At 43.9% G+C, this 20,353-nt stretch carries 18 protein-coding genes; 7 read left to right on the forward strand and 11 right to left on the reverse strand.

All coding sequences use genetic code 11. The features are described from left to right. Window positions 1-8: 8 nt before the first annotated feature. The 5 genes from sucA to sdhC form a co-directional block, all read right to left on the reverse strand. Window positions 9-2,825 (reverse strand): 2-oxoglutarate dehydrogenase E1 component, encoded by a 2,817-nt coding sequence (gene sucA, locus OCV24_RS10120; RefSeq protein ID WP_150877772.1) that lies wholly within the window; start codon window positions 2,823-2,825, stop codon window positions 9-11. 98 nt (window positions 2,826-2,923) lie between these two features. Then, window positions 2,924-3,637: a succinate dehydrogenase iron-sulfur subunit gene (locus OCV24_RS10125; protein ID WP_017056408.1), complete on the reverse strand. Its 714-nt coding sequence runs from the start codon at window positions 3,635-3,637 to the stop codon at window positions 2,924-2,926. Window positions 3,638-3,649: 12 nt separating this feature from the next. Further along, entirely contained in the window at window positions 3,650-5,416 is a 1,767-nt protein-coding gene (gene sdhA, locus OCV24_RS10130) for a succinate dehydrogenase flavoprotein subunit (RefSeq protein WP_060468257.1), read from the reverse strand. Further along, complete coding sequence (gene sdhD / locus OCV24_RS10135) at window positions 5,417-5,764, reverse strand: succinate dehydrogenase, hydrophobic membrane anchor protein (protein ID WP_010436768.1); 348 nt, start codon at window positions 5,762-5,764, stop codon at window positions 5,417-5,419. Continuing rightward, a complete protein-coding gene (sdhC, locus tag OCV24_RS10140; RefSeq protein ID WP_019820486.1) occupies window positions 5,758-6,150 on the reverse strand; it encodes a succinate dehydrogenase cytochrome b556 subunit in 393 nt (130 codons plus the stop codon). Before sdhC ends, sdhD begins: the two co-directional genes overlap by 7 nt. Window positions 6,151-6,567: 417 nt before the next feature. On the opposite strand from sdhC, the gene OCV24_RS10145 reads away from it, so the two are divergent. Continuing rightward, on the forward strand, window positions 6,568-7,857 hold the full coding sequence (locus OCV24_RS10145; RefSeq protein WP_017056404.1) for a citrate synthase: 1,290 nt from the start codon (window positions 6,568-6,570) through the stop codon (window positions 7,855-7,857). A gap of 136 nt (window positions 7,858-7,993) precedes the next feature. On the opposite strand, the gene OCV24_RS10150 is transcribed toward OCV24_RS10145, so the two are convergent. Beyond that, complete coding sequence (locus tag OCV24_RS10150) at window positions 7,994-8,752, reverse strand: Nif3-like dinuclear metal center hexameric protein (protein ID WP_017056403.1); 759 nt, start codon at window positions 8,750-8,752, stop codon at window positions 7,994-7,996. A gap of 107 nt (window positions 8,753-8,859) precedes the next feature. Here OCV24_RS10150 and OCV24_RS10155 point away from each other — a divergent pair, with 107 nt between their 5' ends. Continuing rightward, the gene (locus OCV24_RS10155; RefSeq protein ID WP_077680117.1) at window positions 8,860-9,618 is read left to right on the forward strand and encodes a DUF1853 family protein; all 759 of its coding nucleotides are present in this window, start codon (window positions 8,860-8,862) and stop codon (window positions 9,616-9,618) included. A 113-nt stretch (window positions 9,619-9,731) separates the two neighbouring features. On the opposite strand, the gene pgm is transcribed toward OCV24_RS10155, so the two are convergent. Together pgm and seqA are read right to left on the reverse strand one after the other, a co-directional pair. Next, entirely contained in the window at window positions 9,732-11,378 is a 1,647-nt protein-coding gene (gene pgm, locus OCV24_RS10160; RefSeq protein WP_102506592.1) for a phosphoglucomutase (alpha-D-glucose-1,6-bisphosphate-dependent), read from the reverse strand. Between the two features lie 91 nt (window positions 11,379-11,469). Then, window positions 11,470-12,009, reverse strand: coding sequence for a replication initiation negative regulator SeqA (gene seqA / locus OCV24_RS10165; protein ID WP_017056400.1), 540 nt, complete (start codon window positions 12,007-12,009; stop codon window positions 11,470-11,472). 93 nt (window positions 12,010-12,102) lie between these two features. Here seqA and OCV24_RS10170 point away from each other — a divergent pair, with 93 nt between their 5' ends. The 3 genes from OCV24_RS10170 to fldA all read left to right on the forward strand — a co-directional run bounded on the left by OCV24_RS10170 (window position 12,103) and on the right by fldA (window position 13,783). Continuing rightward, a complete protein-coding gene (locus OCV24_RS10170) occupies window positions 12,103-12,864 on the forward strand; it encodes an alpha/beta fold hydrolase (RefSeq protein WP_137007572.1) in 762 nt (253 codons plus the stop codon). A 108-nt stretch (window positions 12,865-12,972) separates the two neighbouring features. Then, a complete protein-coding gene (locus OCV24_RS10175; protein WP_017056398.1) occupies window positions 12,973-13,191 on the forward strand; it encodes a DUF2788 domain-containing protein in 219 nt (72 codons plus the stop codon). Window positions 13,192-13,249: 58 nt separating this feature from the next. After that, on the forward strand, window positions 13,250-13,783 hold the full coding sequence (fldA, locus tag OCV24_RS10180; RefSeq protein WP_017056397.1) for a flavodoxin FldA: 534 nt from the start codon (window positions 13,250-13,252) through the stop codon (window positions 13,781-13,783). 94 nt (window positions 13,784-13,877) lie between these two features. Here the strand turns inward: fldA and OCV24_RS10185 are convergent, their stop codons facing one another. Further along, a complete protein-coding gene (locus OCV24_RS10185) occupies window positions 13,878-14,387 on the reverse strand; it encodes a DUF4442 domain-containing protein (RefSeq protein WP_017056396.1) in 510 nt (169 codons plus the stop codon). Between the two features lie 207 nt (window positions 14,388-14,594). On the opposite strand from OCV24_RS10185, the gene fcrX reads away from it, so the two are divergent. Continuing rightward, complete coding sequence (gene fcrX / locus OCV24_RS10190) at window positions 14,595-15,044, forward strand: ferric iron uptake transcriptional regulator FcrX (RefSeq protein WP_004734226.1); 450 nt, start codon at window positions 14,595-14,597, stop codon at window positions 15,042-15,044. Window positions 15,045-15,212: 168 nt separating this feature from the next. On the opposite strand, the gene glnS is transcribed toward fcrX, so the two are convergent. Together glnS and nagE are read right to left on the reverse strand one after the other, a co-directional pair. After that, entirely contained in the window at window positions 15,213-16,880 is a 1,668-nt protein-coding gene (gene glnS / locus OCV24_RS10195) for a glutamine--tRNA ligase (RefSeq protein WP_017056395.1), read from the reverse strand. Window positions 16,881-17,182: 302 nt separating this feature from the next. Further along, a complete protein-coding gene (nagE, locus tag OCV24_RS10200) occupies window positions 17,183-18,700 on the reverse strand; it encodes an N-acetylglucosamine-specific PTS transporter subunit IIBC (RefSeq protein ID WP_017056394.1) in 1,518 nt (505 codons plus the stop codon). Window positions 18,701-19,215: 515 nt separating this feature from the next. Here nagE and nagA point away from each other — a divergent pair. Beyond that, window positions 19,216-20,352, forward strand: a complete 1,137-nt coding sequence (gene nagA / locus OCV24_RS10205; RefSeq protein ID WP_017056393.1) for an N-acetylglucosamine-6-phosphate deacetylase — start codon at window positions 19,216-19,218, stop codon at window positions 20,350-20,352. Window position 20,353 lies beyond the last annotated feature (1 nt).

Here is a 20,353-nt window from a genome sequence, read left to right on the forward strand (position 1 = left end):
TTTTACTTCTAGTTCTTAAGTAGGGTCAAAGCGTCGTCAACTAACGCTTTTTGTTGTTTCAAGTGTACCGACATATAGCCAACAGCTGGTGATGCTGATGCAGGACGACCTGCGTATTGAATATCAGCACCTACTGGGATAGCAGCTCGGAAATTATGCTGGCTACTGTACCAAGCACCTTGGTTTTGTGGCTCTTCTTGACACCAAACGTAATCGACTACATTTGTGTACTGTGTGATAGCAGCTCTCACATCCTCATAAGGGAACGGGTAAAGTTGCTCAATACGTACAATAGCGACATCGTCTTGCTCGTTCTTACGTCTTTGGTCAAGCAGGTCAAAGTAAACCTTACCTGAACAGAACACGACGCGTTTTACGTTCTCAGGAACCAGATCATCTATTTCTGCGATAGCTGGTTGGAACGTGCCTTCTGCTAGGTCTTCCATAGAAGAAGTACACAGAGGATGACGAAGCAATGATTTTGGTGACATTACAATCAGGGGGCGACGCATTGGACGAACAACCTGACGGCGGATCATGTGGTAAACCTGAGCGGGTGTTGAAGGAACAACAACCTGCATGTTTTGTTCAGCACATAACTGAAGGTAACGCTCAAGACGAGCAGAAGAGTGCTCAGGGCCTTGGCCTTCATAACCGTGAGGAAGTAGCATTGTTAGACCACATAAACGTGCCCACTTTTGCTCACCTGACGAGATAAATTGGTCGATAACCACTTGTGCACCGTTTGCGAAGTCACCAAATTGTGCTTCCCAAAGCGTTAGACCACCAGGCTCTGCTGTCGCGTAACCATACTCAAACGCCAGTACAGCTTCTTCAGATAACACGGAGTCAAACACTTGGAATGGCCCTTGTTTATCATGAATGTTCTCAAGAGGAACATACGTGCTAGCATCAGATTGGTTGTGCAGTACTGAGTGACGGTGGAAGAAAGTACCACGACCAGAATCTTGGCCAGAAATACGAATACGTTTTCCGTCGTCAACCAGTGTTGCGTAAGCCAGAGTTTCAGCCATACCCCAATCGACTTGTTTCTCACCATTCACCATGGCAATTCGATCGTTGTACAGTTTATTGACTCGGCTTTGCAGCTTATGGCTGTCTGGGTATTGGCAAAGTTTGTTACCAAGCTCTTTTAGACGCTCGAGATCAACTTTGTTATCCCACTCAATATTCCAGTCGTGCCCTAGGTAAGGAGACCAGTCTACTGAATGAAGTGCCATCGGACGCCACTCTTTAACCACAACTTCACCGTGATCAAGCGCATCACGATATTCGTTAACGAGTTGCGTAGAAGTATCAATACCAAACTCACCACGCTCCATCAACACATCTGCATAAAGCTTGCGTGGTGTTGGGTGCTTCTTGATTTTTTGATACATCAAGGGCTGTGTTGCATTCGGCTCATCGGCTTCGTTGTGACCGTGGCGACGGTAACAAACCAAATCAATAACAACATCACGTTTGAACGTATTTCGGTAATCTAATGCAAGGCGAGACACAAATGCCACCGCTTCTGGATCATCCGAGTTCACGTGGAAAATAGGCGCCTGAACCATCTTTGCAATATCAGTACAGTACATAGTAGAACGAGTATCGCGAGGGTTAGATGTTGTAAAACCAACTTGGTTGTTTACAACGATACGAACCGTACCGCCTACACAGAAACCACGAGCTTGAGACATGTTAAACGTCTCTTGTACCACACCTTGGCCAGCAATAGCAGAATCACCGTGGATAGTAATTGGAAGTACACGACTGCCATCTTTATCGTCTAGGCGATCTTGGCGTGCACGTACTGAACCGATAACTACCGGGTTTACAATTTCTAAGTGAGATGGGTTAAATGCTAATGCTAAGTGAACGTTGCCGCCTGGTGTTGCGAAGTCCGCAGAGAAACCTTGGTGGTATTTCACATCACCAGTTCCCCATGTATCGTCGTGCTTACCTGCAAATTCGTCAAATAGGTCTTGTGGCTTTTTGCCGAGCACGTTGACCAGCATATTTAGACGACCACGGTGCGCCATACCAACAACAACTTCACGCATACCTTGACCACCAGCATGACGAATAAGTTCCTTCGTCATTGGGATCAACGCATCGCCACCTTCCAATGAGAAGCGTTTTGCGCCTGGGAATTTAGCACCAAGATAGCGCTCAAGACCTTCAGCAGCGGTTAGCTCTTCTAGGAAAGCTTGCTTTTCTTCTTTATCGAAGGAGGGTTGACCAGAAACAGACTCTAAACGTTGTTGAATCCAACGTTTTTGCTCTGTATTCGTCATGTGCATGTATTCAGCACCAATAGAGCCACAATACGTTTGCTTTAGAGATTTGTAGAGATCTTTAAGTACCATCGTCTCTTGGCCAATGGCGTAAGATCCGACGTTAAACGTCTCATTGAGGTCATCTTGGGTAAGAGTGTGGAAAGAGGGATCCAGTTCAGCGACTGTATCTCTTTTCCATAAACCTAGGGGGTCTAAATTTGCAGCTTGATGCCCTCGGAATCGATAAGCATTGATAAGTTGCAGAACCTTTACTTGTTTCGCATCGACATCTGGATCACTAACTTGGACATTGTAATGCTTTGTTTCTTGAGCGAGTCGACGGAAGTATTCACGAATGCGAGAGTGTGGTTGTTCCACCGTTTCTGAAGCTTGCACAGGCAATTCTTCGAAAACACTTCTCCATTCGTCACTTACCGAGTCGGGGTCACTTAGATACAGTTCGTAGAGTTCTTCTACGTACGTTGCATTGGCGCCAGCCAAGTGTGAAGACTCGAGCCATGCCTTCATCACGCCGTTGTGCATATTTTCCCTTAACCAGTAGTTTTCACGTTTGCTGCGGTCTATGCCGAGCTATTAAAAGGCCGCCCCAAAGCTTCTAGGGCGGCAATTTTTCATATCACTTAAACCGAGCGATTCACTAACATGGTCTTGATGTGACCAATCGCTTTCGTCGGATTTAATCCCTTAGGACAAACACTTACACAATTCATGATGCCATGGCAACGAAAAACGCTAAATGCATCATCAAGATCGGACAAACGTTCATCTGTCGCTGTATCTCGGCTATCAATTAGCCAACGGTACGCTGCAAGCAGGCCTGCTGGTCCGATGAATTTATCAGGGTTCCACCAGAACGATGGGCAAGATGTTGTACAACATGCACACATGATACATTCGTACAATCCATCTAAGTGCGCACGTTCCTCAGGGCTTTGTAAGTTTTCACGTGCCGGTGGTACATTGCCATCAGACACTAAGAATGGCTTCACTTTCTCGTAGTTATCGTAGAACTGAGTCATGTCTACAATCAGGTCACGAACAACAGGCAAGCCAGGCAATGGACGAATCACAATCTTGTCTTGGCCAGAAAGCGCAGACAATGGAGTGATACACGCCAGACCGTTTTTACCATTCATGTTCAAACCATCCGAACCACATACACCTTCACGGCATGAGCGACGGAATGAGATAGTTGGATCTTGCTCTTTCAACAGAATAAGCGCATCCAAAAGCATCATGTCTGAACCTTCATCCACCTCTAAGGTGTATTCCTTCATATAAGGCTTCTGGTCGACATCCGGATTGTAACGGTATAAAGAGAAATTAAGTTTCATGATCATATCTCCTTAGTACGTACGAGCTTTAGGTGGGAACGCTTCACGATGAATAGGTTCCATATTGACACCACGCTTAGTCATGCTCTCTGACTCTGGATTGTAAAGAGAGTGACATAGCCACTGCTCATCATCACGGTCAGGGAAATCGAATCGAGCGTGTGCACCACGACTCTCTGTACGGAAGTTTGCAGCAACAGCCGTTGCGAATGCCGTTTCCATCAGATTTTCAAGCTCTAGACACTCGATACGTTGCGTGTTGAACTCTGTCGATTTGTCAGATAGGTGTGCATTCTTCAGACGCTCGCGAATCGCTTTAAGCTCTTCTAGGCCTTCCGCCATTGCTTTACCTTCACGGAATACAGAGAAGTTATTCTGCATACATTGCTGTAGATCTTTGCGGATTTGCGCTGGGTCTTCACCGTCAGTGCTGTTTTCCCAACGGTTGTAACGTTCTAGTGAACGCTCAATGTCAGCTTCTGTTGCTGGTTTCGCTTCGTCTTGCTTCTTCAGTGTCTCACCTAGGTGTAGACCTGTTGCACGACCAAATACGACCAAATCAAGTAGTGAGTTACCACCTAGACGGTTGGCGCCATGTACTGATACTGATGCGATTTCACCACAAGCAAATAGGCCCTGGATTTCAACATCGCTACCGTCTTCAGTTTGCGTAATAGCTTGACCAGAAACTTGTGTTGGAACACCACCCATCATGTAGTGACATGTTGGGATTACTGGAATTGGCTCTTTCACTGGATCAACGTGAGCAAAGGTACGAGACAGTTCACATACACCAGGAAGACGAGACTCAAGTGTCTCTTTACCTAGGTGATCAAGTTTCAGCTTGATGTGTGGACCCCAAGGACCATCGCAGCCGCGACCTTCACGAATTTCAACCATCATTGAACGAGCAACAACATCACGACCCGCTAAGTCTTTAGCGTTTGGTGCATAACGTTCCATGAAGCGTTCGCCATCTTTATTGAGAAGGTAACCCCCCTCACCACGGCACCCTTCTGTTACCAATACACCTGCGCCAGCGATACCCGTTGGGTGGAACTGCCACATTTCGATGTCTTGCATAGGAACGCCAGCACGAATCGCCATACCAACACCGTCACCAGTGTTAATGTGTGCATTGGTTGTTGATGCGTAGATACGACCAGCACCACCAGTCGCAAGGATTGTTGCCTTCGCTTTGAAGTAGCAAACCTCGCCCGTTTCCATACAAAGCGCGGTAGTACCTAAGATTGCACCATCTTCGTTTTTAACAAGATCCAGTGCATACCACTCAGAGAAAACCGTCGTTTTGTGTTTAATGTTTTGTTGGTAAAGCGTATGAAGCAGTGCGTGACCAGTACGGTCGGCTGCAGCTGCGGTACGAGCCGCTTGCTCACCACCAAAGTTTTTAGATTGACCACCGAAAGGACGCTGGTAAATAGTACCGTTCTCAAAACGAGAGAAAGGTAGGCCCATTTTTTCGAGTTCGATTACCGACTCAGGACCGTTTTTACACATGTATTCGATAGCGTCTTGGTCACCGATGTAATCAGAACCTTTTACTGTGTCATACATATGTTGTTCCCAATGGTCTTCATGCGCGTTACCAAGAGCAACAGTGATGCCGCCTTGCGCTGAAACCGTATGAGAACGAGTAGGGAAAACTTTAGAAAGCAATGCACAAGAAAGGCCTTGCTCAGAAATTTGCAGTGCGGCACGCATACCTGCACCACCAGCGCCGATAACTACGGCATCAAACTCACGAACAGGAATAGTCACTTACGCACCCCACAAAATAAACAGACCAGAGAAGAAATATCCAAGAAGAACTGCAACAACACCGACTTGAAGACCAACACGCAGTTTTGCGCATTTGATGTAGTCAGTTAGTACTTGCCATAGGCCGATCCACGCGTGAACCAAAACAGAAGTAAGCGCTAACATGGTGAAGACTTTAGTGAAGGTTCCACCAAAGAATTGCGTCCAAGATGCGTAAGAGATATCACCAGAGAAAGCACAGAAGCTCACTAGGTAGATAGTGTAAAGCGTCATAATGATGGCAGTTGCACGAATCAATAGATAATCGTGAACACCATTACGACCAAAAGTGGAAACGTTGTTTACCATACTAAGATCCCCGCTAATAGAGACAATACCGCTGTTGCTGCGAATGCAACCTTAGCGCTCTTAGCGCCAGACTCCAGCTCTTCAAAGTGACCTAAGTCCATAAGAAGGTGACGAATACCACCAGCAATGTGGTAAGCCAAAGCGGTTAAAATGCCCCACAGAATAAACTTCACGAAGAAACCATCGACAATGTCGCTAGCTTCCATAAAGCCTACTGGGGATGAGAGGGAAATGGATAGTAACCAAAGCAAAATTCCAATCGCGACAAAAGTTATCACCCCAGACACACGGTGTAGGATGGAAGCTATTGCTGTGATCGGAAAGTGGATGGTCTGTAAATCTAAATTAACAGGTCTTGTCTTTCTTTCTTTCACGGGCTTGCTCACTCAGCTCCATTGAGCATTATGGTCATTAAATAACCTTATGATATTGTTATGGACAAAATTTGATCGCAAACCTTCAAAATTTAACATTAACTTAACAAATAACTGAAGTTGAGCCTTAGATAATTGTAAAATATTTGTTAATCGCTAGACTAAGAAAGCCACCTCACATTTCTTCTTAGCCTTTCGTTTATAAGGTTTTAACCAAACTTTTCAGCGCCACTATACGGCTGGCAACATTCTAATACAATTGACGTAACAAATAATGCTACACAGACCAGACTTTTAACGAATTTAATCTAAAAAACACTAACAAGTGCACACAAAGCTGCAGAAAAATTGACTTTCTCACGTAAGACCAGTAAAAAAACGGCACATAAACATCCTGGATGGATTAAATAATAAACAAAGGAGATTGTTATGGCGGATAAGAAAGCGACCCTTCACATTGAAGGTCAAGCGCCAATCGAGCTGCCGATTACAGAGGGTGTACTCGGTACGCCTGTGATCGATGTTCGAACACTAGGTTCTAACGGTTTTTTCACTTTTGACCCTGGTTTTCTTGCCACTGCATCCTGTGAGTCTCAAATCACTTTTATTGACGGTGGAAAAGGTATTCTTTTACATCGTGGTTATCCAATAGACCAACTTGCCAATAACGCTGATTACTTAGAAGTGTGTTATATACTTCTTTACGGTGAAGCCCCATCTCGAACTCAGTACGAAAAGTTCAAGACTACCGTAACACGTCACACTATGGTGCATGAGCAAATTGCTAGTTTCTTCCACGGTTTCCGCCGTGACGCTCACCCTATGGCTGTAATGTGTGGTGTTGTAGGCGCTCTAGCAGCGTTCTACCACGACTCACTTGATATTCACAACGACACACACCGTGAAATTGCGGCTTACCGCTTGATTTCAAAAATGCCAACACTGGCCGCAATGTGTTATAAATATTCAATCGGTCAACCGTTTATCTACCCACGTAACGACCTAGGTTACGCGGAAAACTTTTTACACATGATGTTTGCAAATCCATGTGAAGAGTATGAAGTGAATCCTATCGTTGCTCGTGCTATGGATAAGATCTTGACCCTACACGCAGATCACGAACAGAATGCTTCAACGTCCACTGTACGTCTGGCTGGTTCATCGGGTGCTAATCCGTTTGCGTGTATCGCAGCTGGTATCGCATCACTTTGGGGCCCAGCTCACGGTGGTGCAAACGAAGCTTGTCTGCGTATGCTTGAAGAGATCGGTAGCGTAGATCAAATTGAAGAATACGTTGCGAAAGCAAAAGATAAAGATGACCCATTCCGTTTGATGGGCTTTGGTCACCGTGTTTACAAAAACTACGATCCACGTGCAACAGTAATGCGCGAAGCATGTCACGAAGTACTTAAAGAGCTAAATATTCAAGATCCACTACTTGACGTAGCCATGGAACTTGAACGTATCGCTCTTTCTGATGAGTACTTTGTTTCTAAGAAGCTATACCCGAACGTAGATTTCTACTCAGGTATCATTCTGAAAGCAATTGGCATTCCAGTATCTATGTTTACGGTAATCTTTGCGATGTCTCGTACTGTCGGCTGGATTGCACACTGGAACGAAATGCACAGCGATCCGACGAATCGTATCGGTCGCCCTCGTCAGTTGTATACTGGTCAAGAGCAGCGTGATTTCCAAGCGATACACGAACGCGAATAGTAAGGTTTCGACTTTTCTAATCAATTGAAATCAAAAAGGGTTGATGTATTAACATCAACCCTTTTTTGTATACCAGTATTTCGTATCACTTCAATGAAGGTACAAATATCCAGAGAGTTACAACCTCTAAATGTGGCTATACTGGGTTATCAATATCGATAAATTCAACATCTATACCATGTTCGTTTGCTAGCCACTCACCTAATGCCTTCACACCATAGCGCTCTGTTGCGTGATGACCTGCAGCGAAGTAATGAATATCTTGCTCACGAGCTGAGTACGTTGTGCGCTCTGAAATTTCACCAGAGATAAAAGCATCAATACCTTGAGACGCGGCAAGTTCAATGTAATCTTGACCGCCACCAGTGCACCAACCCACAGTGGTAATCAGTTTGTCTTGGTTTTCAGGAGCGATATGCAGTGGTTTACGACTCAGAGCTTGGTTAACTTTATCTGCAAGCTCAGCACCTGTCATTGGCGCTTTCAACTTACCAAACATAGCAACCGATTGTGGGTGCCCTTCTAAGCCTCCTTCTATCTCAATATCGAGTAGCTCAGCTAGCTTGGCGTTGTTGCCAAGCTCAGGATGAATATCGAGAGGTAAATGATAACCAAAAAGGTTAATGTCATTTTTAATCAGAGTGCGAATGCGCTTGCCTTTCATACCGCGAATGGCTTCTGACTCACCTTTCCAAAAGTAACCATGATGAACTAACAAAGCATCGGCACTCAATTCTACCGCTTTATCAATCAGTGCTTGAGAAGCTGTTACACCAGTTACAATTCGCTTCACTTCAGAAGCACCTTCTACTTGAAGACCATTAGGACAGTAATCTTTAATCTGCTGTGGCTGAAGTTTTTCGTTCAGTAGCTTTTCTAATTGTAAGTTATTCATTTTTATTTCCAGCTTACCTTTATAATAACGCCGTTATATCAATTTACGGGTAGAATGTCGAAAGCCCCAGGGTTATGTTTATAAAGAGCTATGTTTATGAGGAAAAGATGACAGCACTGCAACGTTTTTACCAATGGGTTATCGACTCGCCACCGTTACTGGAAATCAAACCACCCGTTTCTGATCTCAAGGGCTTCTCAGGCCCTCATACTATCGATTCATCACATACATATAATGGTAACCCTAGGTTAGGTTTCCTCTACCAGCACCTATGTGAACAAGTTATCGGTGCTTCGGATAATTATTCGATCAAGTACGATGAGATTCAGATTAATGTTGAAGGTAGAACACTAGGTGCTATCGACTTTATTCTCGAAGAAGAGAGCAGCCAAAAACTGCAACATTGGGAAGTGGCGATTAAGTTTTACCTACTTCATGAACAAACATGGTTTGGTCCTAACGCTCATGACCAATTAGATAAGAAGCTCGATAGGATGTTGAGCCACCAATTGGGTATGTCGTCTTCAACGGCCTTTGTTAAGCAATATCCAGAGATCGATGTCGACTCAAAACATCTCCTCATGCAGGGTCGTCTATATACCAACCCCTTCTTAGATCAAAAAGTACCTACTGAATGTTTGGGTTACGACATTAATTCAAGCCAAGTAAACGGTTTTTGGTGCTATCAAAACCAAGCCCATTTAATCTCTGAAGTACTCTACCCTCTCACCAAAGAGCAATGGGCAGCTGGCACTGATGACTTCACCTGTGAACCTCTTACTGAGTTTGGTGATCGCTTCGTTCACGGACAAACCAAGTCTGGGCAGTTCTGGTTTGTGATGCCACAAAGTTGGCCACACGGCTAATCCATTGAGTTGACTTAGTCTTAGCCACTTACTCACAGACAAATAAAAAGGGCTGATGCTTTCACATCAACCCTTCTACTATTTATTTGGTGACTCTAGTAATCGAGATTTGATTATAGACCAGCGGCAGCAAATACTTGGTTAACTATCTCTTGAGCTTCTGCTTCGATTGCTTTTAGGTGCTCTTCACCTTTAAAGCTTTCACAGTAGATCTTGTAGATGTCTTCAGTGCCTGATGGACGAGCAGCAAACCAACCGTTCTCTGTCGTCACTTTTAGGCCGCCAATCGCAGCGCCATTACCTGGAGCATGCGTTAGGCGTGCAGTAATTGCATCACCAGCAAGCGTCTCAGCTGAAACCATCTCTGGAGATAGCTTCTTAAGCACGTCTTTTTGTGCGCCATTGGCTACTGCTTGAATACGGTTGTACTTAGATTCACCGTGTTTAGCAGCAAGTTCTTCGTAGTATTCTTGTGGGTTCTTACCAGTAACTGCTGTGATCTCAGCCGCAAGTAGACAAAGAATCAGTCCATCTTTATCTGTTGACCAAGGCGTACCGTCTTTACGTAAGAAAGATGCACCTGCACTCTCTTCACCACCGAAACCAAACTGACCGTTATAAAGGCCATCAACGAACCATTTGAAACCAACTGGCACTTCGCAAAGCTCGCGACCTAAATCAGCAACAACGCGGTCAATCAGAGCGCTTGATACCAGTGTCTTACCAACAGCAACATCTTTGCCCCAACCTTCACGGTTACGGTATAAGTAGTCAATACATACTGCTAGGAAGTGGTTTGGATTCATTAAGCCTTTTGGCGTAACAATACCGTGGCGATCGTAATCAGGGTCATTACCAAACGCTAGTTGATAGTCATCTTTAAGCGCCAGTAAACCTGCCATCGCGTACGGAGAAGAACAATCCATACGAACCACGCCATCTTTATCTAAAGACATAAACTGGAACGAAGGATCAACGGCTTCACTTACCAAAGTAAGATCTAAGTTGTACGCTTTACCTATTTGACGCCAGTAATCGATACCGCTGCCACCTAGTGGATCAACACCAATTTTGATGTTTGCTTTCTGAATCGCTTCCATATCAACCACGTTAACCAAATCAGCAACGTATGGGGCAACGAGATCTACTTCCTTCACTAACTCGGACTGTTTAGCCTGTGCGATAGGAGTGCGCTTAACACCCTGCATTTGCTCAGCGATAATAACGTTCGCGCGATCTTCAATCGCTTGAGTTAATTCAGCTCCAGCAGGACCACCGTGTGTCGGGTTGTATTTGATACCGCCGTCTTGAGGAGGATTATGTGAAGGTGTGATAACAATGCCGTCAGCTTTTTTATCATTCGCTAGGTTGTGCGTAAGGATCGCGTGCGAGACACCTGGTGTTGGAGTAAAGCCATTTTTTTCTTGAATAATAACTTCAACACCGTTCGCTACAAGCACTTCGATAACAGTAGAAAACGCAGGCTCAGATAGAGCATGAGTATCTTTACCTAAGAAAAGTGGGCCTGTTGTCCCCTGCTCGGCACGAACCTCAGCAACTGCCTGTGCAATCGCTAGAATGTGATTTTCGTTAAATGTTGATTTGTCTGCGGTACCACGGTGGCCAGAAGTACCAAACGATACTTTATGATCTGGGTTGTTAGCATCCGGTTGCTGTAAGAAATAGTTAGCCACTAAAGCCGGAATATTATGAAGATCTTCCTGCTGAGCTTTTTGCCCAGCACGAGGGTGCATAGCCATTTTAGACATCCTTATATATAAAATTTAAAAACAAAAAAACCTCATAATATCTACTTATCCATGGATATTATGAGGTTTAAATCAGGTTTCGTTAAATTGAACCTGTTACTTTTTCTATCAATTCTGCTTGAAAACTCATACGGCTCATAAGCTGCTCAACCATCTGTCTTTTACGGCTAGTGTTGTTATTAGTAATAACCCAAAAAGGACTTTGTGGGATGGCCTTAGGCTTAGTTGTATTGCCATTTTCTAGCAAAGTCGCTTCGTTATCTGCAAAGTAAACACGCTTGCGGCCTTTTACTTGAGTTGCTTCTGAAAAGCTTTCAGGGTCGATTTTATGCAGTGTCGATAACACCAGCATGAAACGATCAATGGCTTTCTTTAGTGACGCAAACTCATCTGATATTAGTAGTGAGCGCATTTCTTTAACGCCATCGACCTTCTCTGGAGTAAAGCCGACTTCTTTGCTAACAACGATACCTTTTGGCTCAACGATCTCTTCGATCGGAGCCATACCTTGGCTATCAACCTGTAACAAGCGGCGCAGAATATCTGAAGCGCTTTCGCCAATACGTTCTGTCTGACCCGCAATAAAACGGTATAGGTCTTCATCAACCTCAATTGTTTTCATTCGCTTTTCACAATCTCAATGTTTAAACTCTGGGGGATTATAGCGAGATCCGCGCGGATACTCTACGTCAAACCCACCATGAATAAGATAAAAATGTCAGTACAGCTCAACTATAAAATTGAAGGTGAGGGTCACACCATTGTTTTGATCCATGGATTATTCGGTAATCTGGACAACCTTGGCTTACTCGCTAGGGATCTAAAAGCCGATCATCAGGTGCTTAGTGTCGATCTACGCAACCACGGTCAATCTTTCCATAGTGACACTCACAACTATCAAGCGATGGCACAGGATGTCGCTCAATTGTTGAATGATCTTGAGCTACAAGATGTCACTGTCATTGGGCACTCAATGGGAGGCAAAGTAGCGATGGCACTGACAGAGCACCTTACACTGCGCAAGTTAGTTGTCTTAGACATGGCACCTGTCGCCTACACAAAAAACCGCCATGACAACGTCTTCGCTGGCCTACAAGCTATAATAAAAGAAAAGCCAACATCGCGCGCAGACGCCCTTAAAGTTCTCGCAAACCATATCGAGATCGATGGCGTTCGTCAGTTCTTGACCAAATCTTTGTTTAAATCAGAACAAGGGGTTATGGAATGGCGTTTCAATGTTGCGTCACTGCTCGCTAATTACTCGCAGATCATTGGTTGGAAACCTATTGATAAAACGTCGGTCAAAACCTTGCTGATAAAAGGTGGGGATTCTGATTACCTCACGGCTGAACATCAAACTGCTGTTCAGCAGCAATTTTCTAATGCGAAAGCTCATGTCATCGCAAACACGGGGCACTGGCTGCATGCAGAAAAGCCAGCCGAAGTACTCAGAGCAATCAGAAAGTTCATCGCTTAAGTACTCTTTTTCATGCAGATAAATGAGAACTGTGTAATCAGTGTAGATTAACTTTATCTCACAACAGTGATATAGTGCGCCCAAGCAAAATTGGTATATAAGGTTCCCATGCTTTACGACTACATGAACATCATTGAATCTGTTGGTTTAGATCTCCTATTTGCCGCGATTTTCTTTTTGATCGGTATGGCAATTAGAGATGTTCTAAAGCAGGGAAACGTCCCTGTATTTGGTCGTCGCATCGTATGGTTAGTACTTTTCCTTGGTTGTGCAGGTTTTATCGCCAAAGGGATAATCCAACTAAGCTGGGAAGGAACAGGGATCTAATGACTCCCTTCCGAACTTTATTACACCGACAACAGACAAAATGAAAGGTAATGATTCTATGGCAAGTGTAGGTCTCTTCTTTGGTAGCGATACAGGTAACACTGAAGCTGTTGCTAAGATGATTCAAAAGCAATTGAGCAAACAGCTCGTTCACGTTCAAGACATTGCAAAAAGCAGCAAAGAGGATATCGATAACTTCGATCTACTGCTGCTTGGTATTCCTACGTGGTATTACGGCGAAGCTCAATGTGATTGGGATGATTTTTTCCCAGAACTAGAAGCAATTGACTTCTCAACCAAACTTGTTGCTATCTTCGGTTGTGGCGATCAAGAAGATTACGCAGAGTACTTCTGTGATGCTATGGGTACTGTCCGTGACATCGTAGAAGCGAAAGGTGGTACGATCTTAGGTCACACATCAACTGAAGGCTACGAATTTGAAGCATCAAAAGGTTTAGTTGAAGGTGACGACAGCCAATTCGTTGGTCTATGTATTGATGAAGATCGTCAACCAGAGCTAACCGATGAGCGTGTATCTAACTGGGTTAAACAAATCCACGAAGAGATGTGCCTTGCAGAGCTAGAAGACTAATCCTCTAACGGTTGTTAATTGTTACAATTAATTACAACTATATAGATAATGAAAAACCTCCTAAATGGAGGTTTTTCTGTTTAATACTCAAAGACTAACATTCCGCTTCTAAGGCTTTATCGTCATCTTCTCTAAATTGTGGCTTCTTCCTTACATACAAGGTTCGCTGGATTTCTGATACCACATTCCCCTGTTTATCTTTTACATAGATAATGAATTCTGGGAAACACTTTTCTCCAAGCTGCGTCTGCCGATAAATCTCATCAAGTTGTCCTTGGCTTATCTCAAAGTCTGCATACAAGTCAGATTGGCCAGGCTTGATAAAGTTAATGCTCGCTTCTTTATCCCACACATAGTACCTCTCACCTAAAATTCCCATTAACATCAACGAGTAAACCGGATCGGTTAAGGAGAAGATACTACCTCCATATTGAGTACGATTGGCATTTTTATTCCACCAACGCAGCTTGAGCACCGTCTTTACTACCCTGAAATCAGAGCTAATATGGGCTATCTTAATACCAGCGCCCCAAAACGGAGGCCAAACATTGAGTGCGAACCTTACAATGCTTGGTTTATATATTCTTGCAAGTTGCTTGTTCATGACAACATTCCATGTTCACATTAGAAATCCCGCGACCGTTACTGGTCTTACCTCCACTATAAGTGAGATACTTCCAATTTACAAAACAGATTGTGATGCTGGATAGAAACCCTTATAAGTTCGTGGTTTATTGTTATGCCTGACTAAACTATAATGGTATTAATATTGAATACTGTTAATTGCTGCAGATCATCAACAGGAAAGTATATGTCAGACAACAATCAAGCGCTAAAAGATGCTGGTCTTAAAGTGACCCTCCCAAGGCTCAAAATTTTAGAAGTATTACAACAACCAGACTGCCAACATATTAGTGCTGAAGATTTATATAAAAAGCTGATCGACCTAGGTGAAGAGATCGGGCTTGCGACCGTTTATCGAGTGCTTAACCAATTCGATGACGCTGGCATTGTAACTCGCCACCACTTCGAAGGCGGTAAGTCTGTATTTGAACTTTCAACACAGCATCACCATGACCACCTAGTGTGTCTAGACTGCGGTGAAGTTATCGAATTCTCTGATGATCTTATCGAAGAAAGACAAAAAGAAATCGCTCAACGCTACAACGTACAGCTAACTAACCACAGTTTGTATCTGTATGGTAAAAGCATCACTGGGGATTGCAAAGGCAACCCAGACGCACATAAAGCGAAGAAGTAACAAAGAACGCTGGCTAGGCCGGCGTTTTTTATTTGGGCTCATGCGGTAGTAAGATTCACATCAGCTTGACCCACAATTTGTTATTTTATCCAGATACAAAAAAACCGGCTCTAAGCCGGTTTTTTATTAATCGCATCTTGAGAAACTAAGCTTTGAGAAACAGAGCTATTAAGCTTCAGCTTTACCCCAAGTGTCACGCAAGCCAACTGTACGGTTGAATACTAGCGCGTCTGCTTTAGAGTCTTTCGAATCTACGCAGAAGTAACCGGTACGTTCAAACTGGTACGCTTGCTCTGCCACGCCTTCAGCTAAGCTAGGCTCAACAAAACCGTTTAGCGTAACCAGAGATTCAGGGTTCAGCGTTGCTGCAAAGTCGTCAGCAGCGGCTGGGTTTGCCACTGTGAATAGACGATCGTATAAACGAATCTCAGCAGGCAGTGCTTTATTAGCTGATACCCAGTGGATAACGCCTTTCACTTTACGGCCATCTGCAGGGTTCTTACCCAGAGTTTCGTTATCGTAAGAACAGAAGATAGTCGTAATGTTACCTTCTGCATCTTTTTCGATACGTTCTGCTTTGATCACGTAAGCGCCACGTAGACGAACTTCTTTACCTAGAACCAAACGCTTGTACTTCTTGTTTGCTTCTTCACGGAAGTCATCACGCTCAATCCAAACTTCACGTGTAAATGGTACTTCACGAGTACCCATTTCTGGCTTATTTGGGTGGTTTGCAACGGTTAGCGTTTCTACTGTATCTGCTTCGTAGTTCTCGATCACTACCTTCACAGGATCCAGAACAGCCATCGCACGAGGTGCATTTTCATTCAGGTCATCACGAATACAAGATTCAAGCGAACCGAACTCAATCATATTCTCTTGCTTCGTTACACCAATACGCTTACAGAATTCACGAATCGAACTTGGAGTAAACCCGCGACGACGTAAACCAGAGATAGTAGGCATACGAGGGTCATCCCAACCTTGAACTAGATTCTCAACCACAAGTTGGTTCAGCTTACGCTTAGACATCACTGTGTATTCAAGATTCAAGCGGCTAAACTCATACTGGCGAGGTTGGCTGTCAATCGTAATGTTATCTAACACCCAGTCGTACAAACGACGGTTGTCTTGGAATTCAAGAGTGCAGATAGAGTGAGTAATACCTTCCAACGCATCAGAAATACAGTGAGTGAAGTCGTACATTGGATAAATGCACCACTTGTCACCTGTCTGATGGTGGTTAGCAAAACGAACACGGTAGATAACAGGATCGCGCATCACCATGAATGAAGAGCTCATGTCGATCTTAGCACGTAGACACGCTTTGCCTTCTTCGAAACCACCGTCACGCATTTTTTCAAACAACGCTAGGTTCTCTTCAGGGCTGCGGTCGCGGTATGGGCTCGCTTTACCTGGCTCTTTTAGCGTGCCACGGTACTCACGGATTTGATCAGGACTTAGCTCGTCAACATACGCTAAGCCTTTATTAATTAATTCCACAGCATAAGCGTAAAGCGTATCGAAGTAGTTTGATGAGTAACAAATATCACCAGACCATTCGAAGCCTAACCAACTTACATCATTCTTAATTGACTCAACGTATTCAACGTCTTCTTTTTCAGGGTTTGTATCATCGAAACGAAGATTACATTGTCCCTGGTAGTCCTGAGCAATACCAAAGTTCAAGCAAATAGATTTAGCGTGACCAATGTGCAGGTAGCCATTTGGCTCCGGCGGGAAACGAGTATGCACGCTACTGTGTGTACCATCAGCTAAATCTTTATCAATAATTTGGCGAATGAAATTCGATGGACGAGCCTCAGCTTCACTCATCTATAGCACCTCTATGTATTTAGTATTGTCAGAGAAAGTTATCTTCCGCCTCCAAGAAAACGCTCGCTTGTAGCGCCAGTCAAAGGTAGAAAGATCATTGTTGCTAATCATCCACAATTCTTTGCCTTTGCACAATAAGAACCGTCCGTTAATTGTGATTATTTCTACTATTCGGTAAAGAATAGAACGAACCTTGTTCACCGAACTTAAATCACAGGCACAAAAAAGCCTCCCATGTGGGAGGCTTTCAATTTGACACTTACTTAAGAGTAACTTTACGTCTTAATTAAGGACTTCCCTTACTATGGAAGTTTTACATCAGATAGGTCTTCGCCTGCACCGATAGCTTTCATTTCGCCAGCTACGATTTCAGCTAGTGGGCCTAGGATAACCTGTAGGTTATTTTCACCTAGTTTAACCACACCTTTAGCACCTAGTTTCTTAAGAACAACTTCATCTGCAACAGAGCGGTCTTTAAGAGTTAGACGTAGACGAGTGATACAAGCGTCGATTGAAGTTAGGTTGTCGTGACCACCTAGAGCTTTCAGGTATTGACGTGCAAGGTCGCCCTTTGGTGCATCGCCAACAGGAGCAGCAACAGCTTCGTCATCATCTTCACGACCTGGCGATTTCAAGTTGAAAGCGCGGATTGCGAAAGAGAAAGTGAAGAAGTATAGAGCACCGAAGCCAAGACCGATTAGTAGTAGTACGAATGGTTTAGTTGCTAGACCCCAGTTCAATACGAAGTCGATAAGACCAGCAGAGAAACCGAAACCGTGCAGAGTACCAAACATGTTAGCAACGACTAGAGACAGACCTGTAAATACAGCGTGCATTGCGTATAGAGCAGGAGCAAGGAATACGAACATGAATTCTAGCGGCTCTGTGATACCTGTTAGGAATGAACAGAATGCAACTGAGAACAGTGCACCACCAACTTGGCTACGCTTTTCAGCAGGAGCAGCTAGGTACATTGCAAGTGCTGCACCTGGTAGACCGAACATCATTACTGGGAAGAAACCGTTCATGAATACGCCAGCGCCTTTATCGCCGCCGAAGAAACGGTGTAGGTCGCCAGATTTAACAGTTTCAGTCACTTCTTTAACTACAGTAGTGATTTCTGGAGTTACAGAGTTAGCGAATGTGAATGTGTGCTCTTGGCCAACAACTAGAGTTTTAGCAAGCGCTGGGTCAACACAAAGTTGAGTGATGTTAGCGAATGCGCCTTGACCAGCAACGATGATTTCTTGACATGTACCCATACCAAACCAGAAGTATGAGTTCAATACGTGGTGTAGACCTACAGGGATAAGTGCACGGTTAAGCGTACCATAAACGAATTGGCCGATAGCGCCAGACGTTGAGACAGCATGAGCTAGCGTATCTAAACCGGATTGAACTCCAGGCCAAACCACACCAGATACAGCACCAGCAACAAGTGCAAATAGACCAGCCATAATCGGAACTAAACGTTTACCCGCAAAGAATGCCAGCCACTCAGGAAGACGTGTCGCATGAAAAGCATTGTAAGAGTGACCTGCGATGATACCCGCGAAGATACCGCCAAAGAATGACATGTTAACGTCTGCGTTAATTGTCGTTGCTGTCGCTGTTAGTACAAAATAAGCCACAGCGCCAGCAAGACCTGCAGCACCGTTACCGTCTTTAGAAAGACCAATTGCGATACCTAGACCAAATAGCAATGGTAGGTTACCGAAGATAGCGCCACCAGCTTGAGCCATAAATGGAATATCAAGTAGATCGCCTTGACCTAAACGTAATAGAAGCGCCGCAATCGGAAGCGTTGCGATAGGTAGCATTAACGCCTTACCTAACTTCTGTGCATATCCTAAAATATTCACCAGTTGTTTCCCCCTATAGGATTTTTAGAATTCGTTTGAGAAACTTATTTTAGTCTCTCAATTTAGTCCTTTTCAGTGTATTCAATTAATTTTGCCCCGCAAATTAAAACCTTACCATTTGTGATCCTAATCACCAGTTTTTACCAAATCCAGAGGTTTTTGCTAGCGAGATCATAAAACTTATTTTATCATTCAAAAAATGGGTATTTATAGATAAGATTTAAATCTAATTCATAGTTGGAAAAGAGGGGGCTATTCGTATATCTAGCCATGTGAATAACAGTTAACGTTCAATATTAATGTATGGCTAACATTTAATTAAACCTTAAATTTCAAAGCTTTGAGTTAACTTCATTTTTAAATCTGTTTGACCATAGGGAATAAATCGTTATGTAAATGATGCCTGCAAACTAAGTCCACATTTACGTAACGAAGAAATTTTAAAGATCTCACGAAATAAGGATTAGCTGACTATGTACGCGCTAAGTAACTGTAAAATTTACACAGGTAGTGATGTTCTCACTGATCATGCTGTTGTAATCGAAAACGAACTAATCAAAAAAGTCTGTCCAATCTCTGAAATTCCAGAAGGCATTGAGATTCGCGACCTAAATGGTGCGAACCTAAGCCCGGGTTTCATTGACCTACAACTGAACGGTTGTGGCGGTGTAATGCTGAACGATGAGATCACTGCTGACACAATGCAGATCATGCACAAAGCAAACCTGCAATCCGGTTGTACTAGCTTCCTTCCAACGCTAATCACTTCATCAGATGAAGACATGCGCGCCGTTATCACGGCAGCTCGCGAGTACCACAACCAATACCAAAACCAATCTTTAGGCTTGCACCTTGAAGGTCCGTACCTAAACGTTGCTAAGAAAGGCATCCACAACGTAGATCACATTCGTAAATCCGATAGCGATATGATTGAGCTTATCTGTGAGAACAGCGACCTTGTTGCAAAAGTAACACTAGCTCCCGAGCTTAACGACCCTGAACATATCGAGCGTCTACACAAAGCTGGCGTAGTAGTTTCTATAGGTCACACCAACGCAACTTACGCAGAAGCGCGTCAAGGTTTTGAATCAGGTATTACCTTCGCCACTCACCTATTCAACGCAATGACTCCGATGGTTGGTCGTGAACCAGGCGTTGTTGGTGCGATTTACGATACCCCTGAGGTTTACGCCGGTATTATTGCTGACGGCTTCCACGTTGATTACGCTAACATCCGAATTGCGCATAAAATCAAGGGAGAAAAGTTGGTATTAGTGACGGATGCCACAGCTCCTGCAGGTGCTAACATGGAATACTTTATTTTTGTCGGTAAGAAAGTATATTACCGTGATGGTAAGTGTGTTGATGAAAACGGCACACTGGGCGGCTCAGCTCTGACTATGATTGAAGCAGTTCAGAATACAGTTGAGCACGCTGGTATCGCTTTAGACGAAGCTCTCCGCATGGCTACGCTATACCCAGCTACAGCTATTGGTGTAGAAAGTAAGCTAGGTCGAATCAAAAAAGGCATGGTCGCAAACCTCGCTGTATTTGACCGAGACTTTAACGTTAAAGCGACTGTTGTTAACGGACAATACGAGCATAATTAAG

It is taken from the genome of Vibrio kanaloae (genome assembly GCF_024347535.1).
GTDB lineage: Bacteria > Pseudomonadota > Gammaproteobacteria > Enterobacterales > Vibrionaceae > Vibrio > Vibrio kanaloae.

Coding starts and splice junctions, on each gene's coding strand:
- sucA (WP_150877772.1), bottom strand. CDS start 2,825: ATGCACAACGGCGTGATGAAGGCATGGCTCGAGTCTTCACACTTGGCT.
- OCV24_RS10125 (WP_017056408.1), bottom strand. CDS start 3,637: ATGAAACTTAATTTCTCTTTATACCGTTACAATCCGGATGTCGACCAG.
- sdhD (WP_010436768.1), bottom strand. CDS start 5,764: ATGGTAAACAACGTTTCCACTTTTGGTCGTAATGGTGTTCACGATTAT.
- OCV24_RS10145 (WP_017056404.1), top strand. CDS start 6,568: ATGGCGGATAAGAAAGCGACCCTTCACATTGAAGGTCAAGCGCCAATC.
- OCV24_RS10150 (WP_017056403.1), bottom strand. CDS start 8,752: ATGAATAACTTACAATTAGAAAAGCTACTGAACGAAAAACTTCAGCCA.
- OCV24_RS10155 (WP_077680117.1), top strand. CDS start 8,860: ATGACAGCACTGCAACGTTTTTACCAATGGGTTATCGACTCGCCACCG.
- pgm (WP_102506592.1), bottom strand. CDS start 11,378: ATGGCTATGCACCCTCGTGCTGGGCAAAAAGCTCAGCAGGAAGATCTT.
- seqA (WP_017056400.1), bottom strand. CDS start 12,009: ATGAAAACAATTGAGGTTGATGAAGACCTATACCGTTTTATTGCGGGT.
- OCV24_RS10170 (WP_137007572.1), top strand. CDS start 12,103: ATGTCAGTACAGCTCAACTATAAAATTGAAGGTGAGGGTCACACCATT.
- OCV24_RS10175 (WP_017056398.1), top strand. CDS start 12,973: ATGCTTTACGACTACATGAACATCATTGAATCTGTTGGTTTAGATCTC.
- fldA (WP_017056397.1), top strand. CDS start 13,250: ATGGCAAGTGTAGGTCTCTTCTTTGGTAGCGATACAGGTAACACTGAA.
- OCV24_RS10185 (WP_017056396.1), bottom strand. CDS start 14,387: ATGAACAAGCAACTTGCAAGAATATATAAACCAAGCATTGTAAGGTTC.
- fcrX (WP_004734226.1), top strand. CDS start 14,595: ATGTCAGACAACAATCAAGCGCTAAAAGATGCTGGTCTTAAAGTGACC.
- glnS (WP_017056395.1), bottom strand. CDS start 16,880: ATGAGTGAAGCTGAGGCTCGTCCATCGAATTTCATTCGCCAAATTATT.
- nagE (WP_017056394.1), bottom strand. CDS start 18,700: ATGCTACCTATCGCAACGCTTCCGATTGCGGCGCTTCTATTACGTTTA.
- nagA (WP_017056393.1), top strand. CDS start 19,216: ATGTACGCGCTAAGTAACTGTAAAATTTACACAGGTAGTGATGTTCTC.